The organism is Mesorhizobium sp. M1338, from assembly GCF_040318045.1.
Classification (GTDB): domain Bacteria; phylum Pseudomonadota; class Alphaproteobacteria; order Rhizobiales; family Rhizobiaceae; genus Mesorhizobium.
In genome coordinates this window covers 1-12,543 of sequence record NZ_JAMYLL010000019.1, presented here as the reverse complement: position 1 = coordinate 12,543, position 12,543 = coordinate 1, and the positions used below count along the sequence as shown (strand labels likewise).

Sequence of the window (12,543 nt, the reverse complement as noted above, 5' to 3'; positions counted from 1 at the left end):
AACAAAAAAGAAACGGCGCCGCATTCGCGACGCCGTTTTTTCACGATGTGACCAGTCGCCGGGTCATTAGAGCGACGTGCGTCCAATCGGACGCACAAAGTACGCTCTAACACTTTTGAATCTACGCATCGTGCTTTCAGAAAATCGAAGTCGATTTTCGGGCCGATGCGCTAGTCGTCAAGCAGGTTCGAGCCCTTGCCACGCTTGGTGGTCGTTCCGGTGCCCGGGTCGGTCTTCGTCGGCGCCGTCGACTTGTTGCGGTTGGCCATGAAGCGGTCGAACTCGTCCTGGTCCTTGGCGCGACGCAATTCGCGGGCGTACTCGTCGAACTGGGTGAGCATCTCGTCTAGCTTGCGGCGCTCTTCGTTCAGGCGCTCAAGTTCCTTTTCGCGCCAGTCGTCGAAAGCGACGTTGCCGGTGCGGGCGGAGCCGTGACCCCAGCGCGCGGCCTTGTCGGAACCGCGGCGGCAGCCGGCGAAGATGCCGTCGGTGGCACGGTTGACGTCACGCTTGAAGCCCTCGAGGCGGTCGCCCCAGATGATGTAGGCGAGCATGGCGAAGCCGAGTGGCCAGAACACCATGAAACCGATCACCATCAACGCGATGGTTGCCGGCGTCCAGGCCGGGCGGATCAATGCGGATGTGTTCATTTTCTCCCATTCCTTCGGTTGGAGACAGCCAAGACCGGCTGCGTGGAATCGAAATGGGAAGAAGAAAACGGCGATTCAAGACAATGTCCGCCAAATCCGGACAAGCGGCTGAAATGATTGTTGCTTTTTGAGTGCTTCGAGGAAAAGCACGACCAACCCGGCGACAAGTCCCCAAAATGCCGCGCCGACGCCGAACAGCGTCAGCCCCGAAGCGGTGACGGCGAAGGTGACGGTGGCGGGTATGCGTTCGCCTTCGTCCTTCAAGGCGATCGACAAAGCATTGGCAAGCGGCGACATCAGCGCGAGACCCGCCACCAGTACGATCAGGCTCTGCGGCAGGACGGCGAAGATCGCCACCAGCGACGCGCCGAAAATGGCGAAGACGAGATAGGCGAGCGCATAGAACGGGCCGGTCTTCCAGCGCTCGGTGGGGTCCGGATGGACGTCGGGCCCGGTGCAGATCGCCGCCGAAATCGCCGCCAGATTGGTGGTCGAGCCGCCAAACGGCGCCGACAACAGCGAAAACAGGCCGGTGACGCCGATCAGCGGGCCTGGCTCCGGGTGATAGCCGGCGGCGCGCAGCACGGCGAGGCCGGACAGGTTCTGTGAAGCCATGGTGACGAGATAGAGCGGCAGCGCCAGGCCGATGATCGCGGCGGCGCTGAACTGCGGCGCGATCAGCGTCAGCGTCGATAGTTCCAGTGTCGGCAGGCCGCCGACGCGGCCGGTGAGAAATGCCGCGAGGCCGCCGCCGATCAGCACGACCAGCACCGACACCGCCGGATTGAACAGCCTGATGACGAAAAAGGCCGCGATCAGCGGCAGGATCAGCCAGGGATCGGCGGGGATGGCCTTGACCGCGTTGATGGCGAAGCTGACGAGGATGCCGGCCAGCATGCCGGATGCCACCGACGCCGGTATCCTGGCGATCAGCCGCGTCAGCGGTCCGAACAGGCCGGTGGCGATCAACAGGATGCCGGTGACGATGAAGGCGCCGACCGCCTCGTTCATCGAAAAGCCGCTCGATGCGGCGATCAGCGCCAGGCCCGGCGTCGACCATGCGGTGATGACCGGCATCTTCGTGCGCCAGGACAGCCACAGGCACTCGATCGCCATGGCCAGGCAGATGGCGGTAACGCCGCTCGCCGTCTCGATCTGCGTCGCGCCGACCGCCTTGGCGGCGGCAATGACGATGGCCAGCGTGCCGCCGAAGCCGACGATGGCCGCGACGAAGGCGGATATCGGAATGGAAAGGCGCATCAGTTTCCCCTTTGTGCCATCGTGTCTACGGCCCGCACCAGCATGTCGAGATCCTGCGGCCGCGACAGGCGGTGGTCGCCATCGGGGATCAGCGACAAGGTCACGTCGTCGGCCGGCAGCAGGCTGACCAGCTTCAGCGCATGGCTTGTCGGCACGTCCGTATCGGCCAGCCCCTGCAGGATGTGCACCGGGCAATGGGTGTCGATCGGGCCCGTCATCACCCTGTTGTCGCGCCCATCCTCGATCAGGGCGCGTGTGTAGATGTAGGGCTCGGCGGAATAGTCCGACGGCTCCTCGAAGAAGCCTTTTTTGGCGAGGTCGCGTTTCTGCGACTTGGTCAGCACCGGTTCGACCAGTTCAGCGGTAAAGTCTGGCGCCGGCGCCAGCAGCACCAGGCCGGAGACGTTGCTGTCGCCCGCCTTGCGCAATTCCTGCACCATGCGCAGCGCAATCCAGGCGCCCATCGAGGAGCCGACCAGGATCTGCCGGCCCTTGGTGAAATGCCGGAACACGGCAAGGCTTTGCGCAAGCCATGTCGAAATCGTGCCGTCGGCAAAGGCGCCGCCGGATTCGCCATGGCCGGAATAATCATGGCGCAGGAACGCGCGGCCTTCCCTTGCCGCCCAGTCCGACAGCGTCTGCGCCTTCGTGCCCAGCATGTCCGACTTGTAGCCGCCGAGCCAGACGATGCCGGGGGCGGAGCCAGCAGTATGGCGCACCGCGATGCGCGATCCATCGATATCCAGAAAGAGTGGGGGCGTGACAGTCATGGCTTTTTCCTCAACGTCGGTCTTGTGGCACAGCCAGCGGCGAGGCGGAAAGTGCTCGCGATGTTCTTTGTTTGGTGCAGGGCAGCGATCAGGGTGATTTTCTGTCAATGCTGTGCTATTGACTCCGCCCGCGCGCTCACCACATTGACGCGTCACGCATCAACACTGACAAACCCTGAACGAAACGGCCAAGGAGACCACGACCATTCGCAGACCTTTCAAAGCAGCGGCGCCGACCAAGGATGGCCCGCGCTCCAACCGTGATATCCGGGTTCCCCGGGTCCAGCTTATCGACGCCGAAGGCCAGAACCGCGGCGATGTTTCCATCAACGACGCATTGCTGCTCGCCGAAGAGGCTGGGCTCGATCTCGTCGAGATATCGCCCAATGCGGTGCCCCCCGTCGTCAAGATCCTCGATCTCGGCAAGTTGAAATACGCCAACCAGAAGAAGGCGGCCGAGGCGCGCAAGAACCAGAAGGTCATCGAGATCAAGGAGATCAAGATGCGCCCGAACATCGACAGCCATGATTACGAGACCAAGATGAAGGCGGTTCGCCGCTTCTTCGAGGAAGGCGACAAGGTCAAGCTGACGCTGCGGTTCCGTGGCCGCGAGATGGCGCATATGGAACTCGGCATGCAGCTTCTGAACAAGGTCCGCGAGGAAGTGGCGACCATCGCCAAGGTCGAGGCGGAACCGAAGCTCGAAGGCCGCCAGATGATGATGGTGCTGTCGCCGCGCTAAGGTGTGCTGAGCAACACACCTGAGACGCGATGGCGTCAGGCTTGGTATCGCGCTTAAATCCGCCTGAATTACATCCCAAGGCGTCCCGGCGATCGGCGGGACGCCTGTTTTCTTGGCAGAGGCTGGGATCGCCGGTTCTTTTTTATGCATGTCGTCTTCCCAAAGCCGGGGCCACTTTGGGTGACATGACATGCATCGGGCTCTTCGACGATCGGATTCCAACCTTGGACAAAGAACTCAAATACGGGCTGGGTAACTACCAGCATACGCGCCGGATGGTGCTCGCCGGGCTCGTGGCGGTGCTGTTCGCGGCGCTGTTGTTTGGCCAATCGACGTTTCCGCCCGACACGCCGGTGCATGAGTCGATTGAAATGTTCGGCGTGCTGCTGATTTTCCTCGGCATCGTCGGGCGCCTTTGGTCGACGCTCTACATAGGTGGGCGCAAGGCTTCCGAGGTGGTGACCGGCGGGCCCTACTCGATCACCCGCAACCCCCTTTATGTGTTCTCGACCGTGGCCGCGGCCGGTGTCGGCGCCCAGATCGGCTCATTCTCCGGCATCATCTTGTTCGCGGTGCTGTGCGCGGGCGCCTTCCATATCGTCATCCTGCGCGAGGAGAAATTCCTCAAGGAAGCGCTTCCCGCCACATATCAGGCCTATCTGGCGAGAGTGCCGCGCTTCTTCCCGAAGCTTTCCCTCTACCAGGAGGGTGATACCGGCAGCTTCAAGCCGCGTCTGCTGTTGACCACGCTGCTCGACGGCCTGGTGTTCCTCGTCGCGCTGCCGGCCTTCGAGCTGATCGATGGCGCCCAGCAGTCGGGCATGTTGCCGGTGCTGTTCCGGCTGCCCTGACTCAAGGGCAGAGCCGCATCTCTACAGGTGTTGCACAGCAGCCGGCTTTGACGTATAGGACCGCCGTTCAAGAAAACCGCCCGGCAGGGCATGCCGTGGCGGTTTCATTTGCTTTTCGGGCTTTGGTCGGCCCGAAGCGAACAAGACAAGAGGCGTGGAGTGCCGGAGGCACGACAGGGACCTCATAGAAACGGAGTAGCAAAATGCCCAAGATGAAGACCAAGTCCGCTGCAAAAAAGCGGTTCAAGATCACAGGTACGGGTAAAGTCCTGTCGGCTGCGGCCGGCAAGCGTCACGGCATGATCAAGCGTTCCAACAAGTTCATTCGAAATGCCCGCGGCACGATGGTTCTGGCTGAACCGGATGGCAAGAAGGTCATCAAGAATTTTCTGCCGAACGGCCTCTAAGGCGTGATGCCAAAAAGTTGCAGACTTTTTGGATAACATCCCGCTCAAATAAGGCATTCGGTCCGGACACGCATTTGTTTTACGCAATTCCGAACGGAAAACCGCAAGGGCACTTTTCCTGGAATTGCTTTTAAGGAGATCATGACATGGCACGCGTAAAGAGAGGCGTCACCTCGCACGCCAAGCACAAGAAGGTCCTGAAAGCCGCAAAAGGCTTCTACGGCCGCCGCAAGAACACCATCCGCATCGCCAAGCAGGCGGTGGAAAAGTCGCTGCAGTACGCTTACCGCGACCGCAAGAACCGCAAGCGCTCGTTCCGCGCGCTGTGGATCCAGCGCATCAACGCGGCGACCCACGAGCATGGCCTGACCTACGGCCGCTTCATCGACGGCCTCAACAAGGCCGGCATCGAGATCGATCGCAAGATCCTGTCGGACATGGCCATCCATGAGCCGCAGGCTTTCGCAGCCCTGGTCGCCAAGGCCAAGGTGGCGCTCGAATATCTGAAGAACACCACGCCGAACGCTTTTGAAAGCGCTGTCGCCTAAGACCAGCGCTTCCCAAGCATTCGCAATTCTGATTTGGGGAACCCGCGCTGGCACGGCTGGCGCGGGTTTTTCTTATACCTGATGTAACCAAAATGGTGACGACGAACCAAAATGGTGCCGGTCGCCCGATCGAGAGAGTTTCGCCGTGAACGACACAGCCGGAAATCTTGAAGCCCTGGAGGCCTCGCTGCTTGCCGACATCGCATCGGCCTCCGACGAGGCCTCGATCGAGGCCGTGCGCGTCGCGGCTCTTGGCAAGAAGGGTTTCATCTCCGAAATGTTGAAGACGCTCGGCGCCATGACCGCCGAGGAGCGCCAGTTGAAGGGCCCGGCCATCAACGGCCTCAAGAACCGCGTCACCGATGCCCTGACGGCCCGCAAGGCCGAGCTCAGGGATGTGGCGATCACAGCCCGCCTGGCCGCTGAAAAGGTCGACGTGACGCTGCCGGTGCGGCAGTCGCCGGCTGAGCGCGGCCGCATCCATCCGATCAGCCAGGTCATCGACGAGATCGCGGCGATCTTCGGCGATCTCGGTTTCTCCATAGCCGAAGGTCCGGATATCGAGAGCGATTACTACAATTTCACCGCGCTGAATTTCCCCGAAGGCCATCCGGCGCGCGAGATGCACGACACCTTCTTCTTCCAGCCGGACGAAAAGGGCGAGCGCAAGCTTTTGCGCACCCACACCTCACCCGTGCAGATCCGCACCATGGAGACGAAGAAGCCGCCGATCCGCATCGTCATTCCGGGTAAGACCTATCGTCAGGATTCCGACGCTACCCACTCGCCGATGTTCCATCAGGTCGAGGGGCTGGTGATCGACAAGACGGCCAATGTCGCGAACATGAAGTGGGTGCTGGAGGAGTTCTGCAAGGCCTTCTTCGAGGTGCCGCAGGTCAAGATGCGCTTCCGGCCATCCTTCTTTCCGTTCACCGAGCCCAGCCTCGAGGTCGACATCCAGTGCGACCGCTCGCGGCCCGGCGAGGTGCGCTTCGGCGAAGGCTCCGACTGGATGGAGATCCTCGGCTGCGGCATGGTGCATCCCAACGTGCTGCGCCATGGCGGGCTCGATCCGGACGAGTATCAGGGCTTTGCCTGGGGTATGGGCATCGACCGCATCGCCATGCTGAAATACGGCATGCCGGACCTGCGCGCCTTCTTCGACGCCGATGTCCGCTGGCTGTCGCATTACGGCTTCCGGCCGCTCGACATGCCGACCTTGTTCGGAGGCCTAAGCGCATGACAGCGCCGCACACCGGCGGCTGCCGTTGCGGCGCCGTGCGGTTCGAGGCTTCGGCCGAACCGCATCACGTCAGCTATTGCCATTGCGGCGATTGCCGGCGGGCGAGCGGCGCGCCGGTATCGGCCTTTGTCGGCTTCCTGGCCGGTCAGGTCGCGTTCACCGGCAAGGCGCTGAAGATGTTCGAGAACGGCCCGGTGACGCGCTCCTTCTGCGGCACCTGCGGCTCGCCCATCGCCTATGTCGACGAGCGGCTGGAGGATGACATCTATTTCATGCTCGGCGCCATGGACATGCCGGCCGATTTCAAGCCGACGCTGCATGCCTATGTCAGCGAGCAGCTTCCCTTCCTGCATATGTCCGACGACTTGCCGAGACATCTGAAATCAAGCGTCAAAAGACCAGACGGAACAGTCCAATGAAATTCACCCTTTCCTGGCTCAAAGATCATCTCGAGACCGACGCCTCGCTCAGCGAGATCGTCGAGCGGCTGACCTCGATCGGCCTCGAAGTCGAGCATGTCGACGACAAGTCGAGCCTGAAGCCGTTCGTCATCGCCAGGGTGCTGACGGCGGTGCAGCACCCCGATGCCGACCGGCTGCGCGTGCTCACCGTCGACACCGGCGACGGCAAGGCACCGGTGCAGGTCGTCTGCGGCGCGCCCAATGCACGCGCGGGCCTGATCGGCGCCTTTGCCGCGCCCGGCACCTACGTGCCCGGCATCGACGTGACGCTGACGGTCGGCAAGATCAGGGGTGTCGAAAGCCACGGCATGATGTGTTCCGAGCGCGAGCTGGAACTGTCCGACGAGCACCACGGCATCATCGACCTGCCCCAGGATGCGCCTGTCGGCACCAGCTTCGCTGCCTACGCGCATCTCGACGATCCGGTCATCGAGATCAACCTGACGCCGAACCGGCCGGACGCCACCAGCGTCTACGGCATCGCCAGGGATCTGGCGGCGAGTGGACTTGGCCGTCTCGTCGGCGGCGCTATCATGCCCCATGTCGGCAACGGCATGTGCCCGGTCAAGGTGACGATCCTAGCGCCGGAACTCTGCCCCGGCTTCGCGCTGCGGCTGGTCAAGGGCGTCAAGAACGGCCCGTCGCCGAAATGGCTGCAGCAGCGGCTGATCGCCATTGGTCTCAGGCCGATCAGCGCGCTGGTCGACATCACCAATTACGTCACCTTCGACCGCGGTCGGCCCCTGCATGTGTTCGACGCCAGCAAGGTCGCCGGCAATCTGACCGTGCGGCGGGCGCACAATGGCGAAAAGGTGCAGGCGCTCGACGGTCGCGAATATACGCTGACGCCGGAGATGTGCGTCATATCAGATGAAGACGGCGTCGAATCGATCGCCGGCATCATGGGCGGCGAGCACTCGGGCTGCGACGAGAACACGTCGGACGTGCTGATCGAATCCGCCCTTTGGGATCCGATCACCACGGCGCGCACCGGCCGCACGCTCGGCATCATCACCGATGCGCGCTACCGCTTCGAACGTGGCGTCGATCCTGAATTCATGGTGCCCGGCGTCGAGCTGGCGACCAGGCTGGTGCTCGATTTCTGCGGCGGCACGCCGACGGAGATCGAAGTGGCCGGCTATGCGGGCCACACGCCCAAGATCGTCTCCTTCCCGCTTTCGGAAGTGAAGCGGCTGACGGGCATCGAGGTGGCGAAGGCGGAAAGCCTCGACATCCTGTCGCGCCTCGGCTTCAAGCCCGAGGGGTCGGGCGATACCGTCAACGTCGCCGTGCCGTCCTGGCGCCCCGATGTGGACGGCAAGGCCGATCTGGTCGAGGAGGTGATGCGTATCCACGGCGTCGACAACATCGCCCCGCAGCCGCTCGGTGCGCATGACGCGGTCAACGCAAGGATACTCACCACGCTGCAGGTCCGCACCCGCACGGCCAAGCGCGCGCTTGCCGTGCGCGGTATGATGGAAGCCGTCACCTGGTCGTTCATTCCGGCCAAACACGCCGAACTGTTCGGTGGCGGCCAGACGGCATTGAAACTCGCCAACCCGATCGCCGCCGATATGTCCGACATGCGGCCGTCGCTGCTGCCGGGGCTGATTGCCGCTGCCCAGCGCAATGCCGACAGGGGCATCGGCGACGTGGCGCTGTTCGAAGTCTCTGGCACCTACGAAGGCGACGGCGCCGACCAGCAGCGGCGCGTTGCTGCCGGCGTACGCCGTGGCACCGCTAAGCTCGACGGCTCCGGCCGCAACTGGGCCGGCAATTCGAGCCCGGTCGGCGTGTTCGACGCCAAGGCCGATGCCATCGCCGCGCTCGAAGCCTGCGGTGCGCCGGTCGAGCGGCTGCAGATCGAGGCGGGCGGTCCGGCCTGGTATCATCCCGGCCGTTCCGGCACGATCAAGCTCGGCCCGAAAACCGTGCTCGGCACGTTCGGTGAATTTCACCCGAAGGCGCTTGAGGGCCTCGATGTTTCCGGGCCGCTCTGCGGCTTCGAAGTGTTCGTCGATGCCGTGCCCGAGCCCAAGGCCAAGCCGACGAAGACCAAGCCGACGCTCGAGCTCTCCGCCTTCCAGATGGTCAAGCGCGACTTCGCTTTCGTCGTAGACAAGACCGTCGAGGCCGGCACGCTGGTGCGCGCGGCGCTCGCCGCCGACAAGAAGCTGGTATCAGGCGTTTCGGTCTTCGATATTTTCGAAGGTGCCTCGCTTGGAGCGGGCAAGAAGTCGATCGCCATCGAAGTTTCGATCCAGCCGGTCGAGAAGACGTTGACCGACGAGGATTTCGAGGCGCTGGCCAAGCGCATCGTCGACAATGTCGGCAAGCAGACCGGCGGCGTTCTGCGCGGGTAGAGTAATTCCAGGAAAACTGCGTAGCGATTTTCCAATGGAAAGCGCATAGCGCTTTCCCTTGGGAATTGCGCAGGAACCAAGACTTGCAGGCAGGTGGCGAATCGCCCTCCAAGGGGCGATGGACCATCTGCGCTATTCCGGCCTTCCTTTCGAAACGCAACGCACGGCGTTTCTTGAGATCGTCTCGGCTGATCCGCTTGTTCGCGAAGCGCTGACGCATGCCCGCGCGCTTGGTCTTGCCGACTGGCTGGTCGTCTCCGGCGCGCTCTACAACTCTGTCTGGAACCATCTGACCGGCAAGCCGTCGGGCTACGGCATCAAAGATGTCGACCTGTTCTATTTCGATGACAGCGACCTGTCCTATGAGGCGGAGGACGCGGTGATCCGCCGGGCGGCGGTGCATTTCGAAGGGCTGCGGCTGCCGGTCGAGGTGCGCAACCAGGCACGGGTGCATCTGTGGTATCCGCTCAAGTTCGGGCAACACTGTCCGCGCTATTCGAGTTCCAGCGAATCCGTCAGCTATTTCGCGTCGAAGACCCATGCGGTCGGTGTCCGATACGATGCGGACGGGCAGCTCGATCTGGTTGCGCCGTTCGGGCTCGACGACATCTTCTCGTTCCGCATCGTGCCGAACCGGGTGTTGGACAACCAACGGACGCATGAGGTGAAGGGCGCGCGGGCAAGGGAGCACTGGCCGGAGATTTCGGTGGTGCCTTGGTAGTGATGCCGAAGCAAAGACGTCGGCGCGAGGCACCCCCCTCTGGCCTGCCGGCCATCTCCCCCGCAAGGAGGGAGATTGGCAGCTTCGGCCTGGTCGCTCCTCCTGCAACCTTGGCGATTGGCGAAAGCAGCAACGGCATCCGATCTCCCCCCTTGCGGGGGAGATGTCCGGCAGGACAGAGGGGGGTATTTCGCGCTGACTTCTCGCAACCTTCGCTGTCACGTTCGCATGAAAAAGGGGCGCCGAAGCGCCCCCTCCAACGGTGACCTGACTCACCCATTCACCAGCGCCAGCAACTCCTCCGTATAGCGCTTGCCCACGACCTTGTCCGGCGAGAGCGCATCGCCGATGGCCGCCACCTCGGCTACGCTCAGCTCGATCCCGGCCGCTGCCGTGTTCTGCTCCAGATGATGGATTTTTCGCGCGCCGGGGATCGGCACGATGAAATCGCCCTGGTGCAGCACCCAGGCCAGCGCCAGCTGCGCCGAGGTCACGCCCTTTTCAGCCGCCAGCTCTTCCAGCGTGGCGATGACGGCAGCGTTGGCGGCCATGGCGTCCGCCTGGAAGCGCGGCAGGCCACGGCGCCAGTCGTCGTCGCTCAAAGCCTCGGGCTTGGCGATCGTTCCGGTGAGCAGGCCACGGCCGAGCGGGCTGTAGGGAACAAAGCCGATGCTGAGTTCGCGGCAGACGGCGAACACCTCGTCTTCCGGGTCGCGGCTCCACAGTGAATATTCGCTCTGCACGGCAGCGATCGGATGCACGGCATGGGCCCGCCGGATGGTCGCGGCACTCGCTTCCGACAGGCCGAGCGCGCGCACTTTGCCCTCGCGCACCAGTTCGGCCATGGCGCCGACTGTATCCTCGATCGGCACGTTGGGGTCGACGCGGTGCTGGTAGTAGAGGTCGATGACGTCGGTGCCCAGCCGCTTCAGCGAAGCCTCGGCGACGGCCTTGACGTGCTCGGGACGGCCGTCGACGCCGGCCATGCGGTCGATGCCGGTGCCTTCTTCCAAAATCTTGAAGCCGAATTTTGTCGCGATGGTCACCTTGTTGCGCACCGGTTTCAGCGCTTTGCCGAGCAGAATCTCGTTCTCGTAGGGGCCATAGACTTCCGCCGTGTCGAAGAAGTTGACGCCGATCTCGACGGCGCGGTGCAGGGTGGCGATCGCGTCGACTTCCGCCTGGCCGCCATAGGCGAAGCTCATGCCCATGCAGCCGAGGCCGACCGGGTAGACGTTCAATTCAGTTCCAAGCTTGCGGGTTTGCATCACGCGTCTCCTTGTTGTGATGCGACAAAAATAGCGCCTTGCCCTATGTTCGATAATCGTCGCTCGGCCGCACGGCCTGTACTAAAAGATAGATCAATGAATCGAGCCCATCTCTCACAACTCGCGGTGCTGGCGACCGTCGCCCAATGCGGCAGCTTTCGCGGCGCCGCGAGGGAACTGGCCATCGCGCCGTCGGCGGTCAGCCATGCGGTGTCCAGCCTCGAGGCGCGGCTTGGCGTTCGCCTTCTGTCGCGCAGCACGCGCAGCGTTGCGCCCACCGAAGAGGGTGCGCAATTGCTGGAGCGGCTGCGGCCGGCGCTGTCGGAGATCGACCTGGCGCTGGAGACGGCTGTCGAGGCGCGTGACCGGCCGGCGGGTAATCTCAGGCTGACCGTGCCCCGCACCGCCGCACAGCTCACATTGGCGCCACGGCTGGGCGCCTTTGCCCAGGCCTTTCCCGATATCGTGCTGGAGATCGTCGTCGAGGATCGCTTCACCGATGTGGTCGAAGGCGGCTTCGATGCCGGGGTGCGGCTCGGCGAAAGCCTGCAGCGCGACATGATCGCGGTGCGGATCGGGCCATCGATCCGGGGTGCCGTGGTTGCCGCTCCTTCCTATTTCGAGACCATGCCCAAACCGCGCCATCCGCACGATCTCGCCGATCACCGCTGCATCCGCTTCCGCTTCTCCAGCGGCATCCTCTACCGCTGGGAGTTCGAGAAGGACGGCGAGGAGATCGAAATCTCCGTCGAGGGTCCGCTGATCGTCGGCGAGGACCATCTGATCGCGCAGGCAGCGGTCGACGGCGCCGGGCTCGCCTTCGTCTTCGAGGACTATGTCCGTGCCCCGCTGGCCGACGGCAGGCTGATCCGCGTGCTGGAGGACTGGTGCCCCTCTTTCGATGGCTTCTTTGTCTATTATCCGAGCCGACGCCAGATGCGGCCAGCGCTCAGGGCGTTTGTCGATTTCTTCAAGGTGAGTGGGTAGAGAGCGGCGGCGCAATCGTCTCCGTTTGGGGGGTATGCCTAGCCAAGGCTGGCGCCGCCCCTCACCTGCCTGCCGGCATCCTCTCCCCGTAAAACGGGGCGAGGGACGCCTTATCGATGATTTCGCCAGTCGCCGACGTCGCAAGGATTGCGCCGGCGTCGCGGCCAGCTTCTTTCACCCCGTTTACGCAGGGCTGTCCGGGGAAAGTTTTGAGTGAATCGAAATGCCGCATGTGCATGCCCCGTAAAACGGGGTTTGTCCGTCTTCTCTCT

General features: G+C 63.2%; 13 protein-coding genes. 9 read left to right on the top strand and 4 right to left on the bottom strand.

The features are described 5' to 3' along the window. Positions 1 to 170: 170 nt before the first annotated feature. The 3 genes from NKH19_RS17990 to NKH19_RS17980 form a co-directional block, all read right to left on the bottom strand. Positions 171 to 650 (bottom strand): DUF2852 domain-containing protein, encoded by a 480-nt coding sequence (locus NKH19_RS17990; RefSeq protein WP_352870667.1) that lies wholly within the window; start codon positions 648 to 650, stop codon positions 171 to 173. Between the two features lie 75 nt (positions 651 to 725). Then, on the bottom strand, positions 726 to 1,910 hold the full coding sequence (locus NKH19_RS17985) for a benzoate/H(+) symporter BenE family transporter (RefSeq protein WP_352870668.1): 1,185 nt from the start codon (positions 1,908 to 1,910) through the stop codon (positions 726 to 728). Beyond that, a complete protein-coding gene (locus NKH19_RS17980; RefSeq protein WP_352870669.1) occupies positions 1,910 to 2,680 on the bottom strand; it encodes an alpha/beta hydrolase in 771 nt (256 codons plus the stop codon). Before NKH19_RS17980 ends, NKH19_RS17985 begins: the two co-directional genes overlap by 1 nt. A gap of 205 nt (positions 2,681 to 2,885) precedes the next feature. Here NKH19_RS17980 and infC point away from each other — a divergent pair, with 205 nt between their 5' ends. The 8 genes from infC (at position 2,886) to NKH19_RS17940 (ending at position 10,016) form a co-directional block, all read left to right on the top strand. Then, positions 2,886 to 3,422 carry a translation initiation factor IF-3 gene (gene infC / locus NKH19_RS17975; RefSeq protein ID WP_013528312.1) on the top strand — a complete coding sequence of 179 codons (537 nt, stop codon included), beginning with the start codon at positions 2,886 to 2,888 and terminating at the stop codon, positions 3,420 to 3,422. 224 nt (positions 3,423 to 3,646) lie between these two features. Next, a complete protein-coding gene (locus NKH19_RS17970) occupies positions 3,647 to 4,273 on the top strand; it encodes a methyltransferase family protein (protein WP_352870670.1) in 627 nt (208 codons plus the stop codon). Between the two features lie 203 nt (positions 4,274 to 4,476). Beyond that, positions 4,477 to 4,680 carry a 50S ribosomal protein L35 gene (rpmI, locus tag NKH19_RS17965; protein WP_006201248.1) on the top strand — a complete coding sequence of 68 codons (204 nt, stop codon included), beginning with the start codon at positions 4,477 to 4,479 and terminating at the stop codon, positions 4,678 to 4,680. Positions 4,681 to 4,826: 146 nt separating this feature from the next. Next, a complete protein-coding gene (gene rplT / locus NKH19_RS17960; protein WP_006201247.1) occupies positions 4,827 to 5,228 on the top strand; it encodes a 50S ribosomal protein L20 in 402 nt (133 codons plus the stop codon). Positions 5,229 to 5,373: 145 nt separating this feature from the next. Beyond that, entirely contained in the window at positions 5,374 to 6,471 is a 1,098-nt protein-coding gene (gene pheS / locus NKH19_RS17955) for a phenylalanine--tRNA ligase subunit alpha (protein WP_352870671.1), read from the top strand. Next, positions 6,468 to 6,890 (top strand): GFA family protein, encoded by a 423-nt coding sequence (locus NKH19_RS17950; protein ID WP_352870672.1) that lies wholly within the window; start codon positions 6,468 to 6,470, stop codon positions 6,888 to 6,890. Before pheS ends, NKH19_RS17950 begins: the two co-directional genes overlap by 4 nt. Next, positions 6,887 to 9,295, top strand: coding sequence for a phenylalanine--tRNA ligase subunit beta (gene pheT, locus NKH19_RS17945; RefSeq protein WP_352870673.1), 2,409 nt, complete (start codon positions 6,887 to 6,889; stop codon positions 9,293 to 9,295). Before NKH19_RS17950 ends, pheT begins: the two co-directional genes overlap by 4 nt. Before the next feature lie 118 nt (positions 9,296 to 9,413). Continuing rightward, positions 9,414 to 10,016, top strand: a complete 603-nt coding sequence (locus NKH19_RS17940) for a nucleotidyltransferase family protein (RefSeq protein WP_352982561.1) — start codon at positions 9,414 to 9,416, stop codon at positions 10,014 to 10,016. A 272-nt stretch (positions 10,017 to 10,288) separates the two neighbouring features. Here the strand turns inward: NKH19_RS17940 and NKH19_RS17935 are convergent, their stop codons facing one another. Next, a complete protein-coding gene (locus tag NKH19_RS17935; RefSeq protein WP_352870675.1) occupies positions 10,289 to 11,284 on the bottom strand; it encodes an aldo/keto reductase in 996 nt (331 codons plus the stop codon). A gap of 96 nt (positions 11,285 to 11,380) precedes the next feature. On the opposite strand from NKH19_RS17935, the gene NKH19_RS17930 reads away from it, so the two are divergent. Beyond that, on the top strand, positions 11,381 to 12,271 hold the full coding sequence (locus NKH19_RS17930) for a LysR family transcriptional regulator (RefSeq protein WP_352870676.1): 891 nt from the start codon (positions 11,381 to 11,383) through the stop codon (positions 12,269 to 12,271). The last annotated feature ends 272 nt before the right edge of the window (positions 12,272 to 12,543 follow it).

Bases quoted from the DNA above. Each gene is read 5' to 3' on its own strand.
- NKH19_RS17935 (WP_352870675.1), bottom strand. From the start codon at position 11,284: ATGCAAACCCGCAAGCTTGGAACTGAATTGAACGTCTACCCGGTCGGC.
- pheT (WP_352870673.1), top strand. From the start codon at position 6,887: ATGAAATTCACCCTTTCCTGGCTCAAAGATCATCTCGAGACCGACGCC.
- NKH19_RS17950 (WP_352870672.1), top strand. From the start codon at position 6,468: ATGACAGCGCCGCACACCGGCGGCTGCCGTTGCGGCGCCGTGCGGTTC.
- NKH19_RS17990 (WP_352870667.1), bottom strand. From the start codon at position 650: ATGAACACATCCGCATTGATCCGCCCGGCCTGGACGCCGGCAACCATC.
- NKH19_RS17940 (WP_352982561.1), top strand. From the start codon at position 9,414: ATGGACCATCTGCGCTATTCCGGCCTTCCTTTCGAAACGCAACGCACG.
- rplT (WP_006201247.1), top strand. From the start codon at position 4,827: ATGGCACGCGTAAAGAGAGGCGTCACCTCGCACGCCAAGCACAAGAAG.
- NKH19_RS17985 (WP_352870668.1), bottom strand. From the start codon at position 1,910: ATGCGCCTTTCCATTCCGATATCCGCCTTCGTCGCGGCCATCGTCGGC.
- NKH19_RS17980 (WP_352870669.1), bottom strand. From the start codon at position 2,680: ATGACTGTCACGCCCCCACTCTTTCTGGATATCGATGGATCGCGCATC.
- rpmI (WP_006201248.1), top strand. From the start codon at position 4,477: ATGCCCAAGATGAAGACCAAGTCCGCTGCAAAAAAGCGGTTCAAGATC.
- NKH19_RS17930 (WP_352870676.1), top strand. From the start codon at position 11,381: ATGAATCGAGCCCATCTCTCACAACTCGCGGTGCTGGCGACCGTCGCC.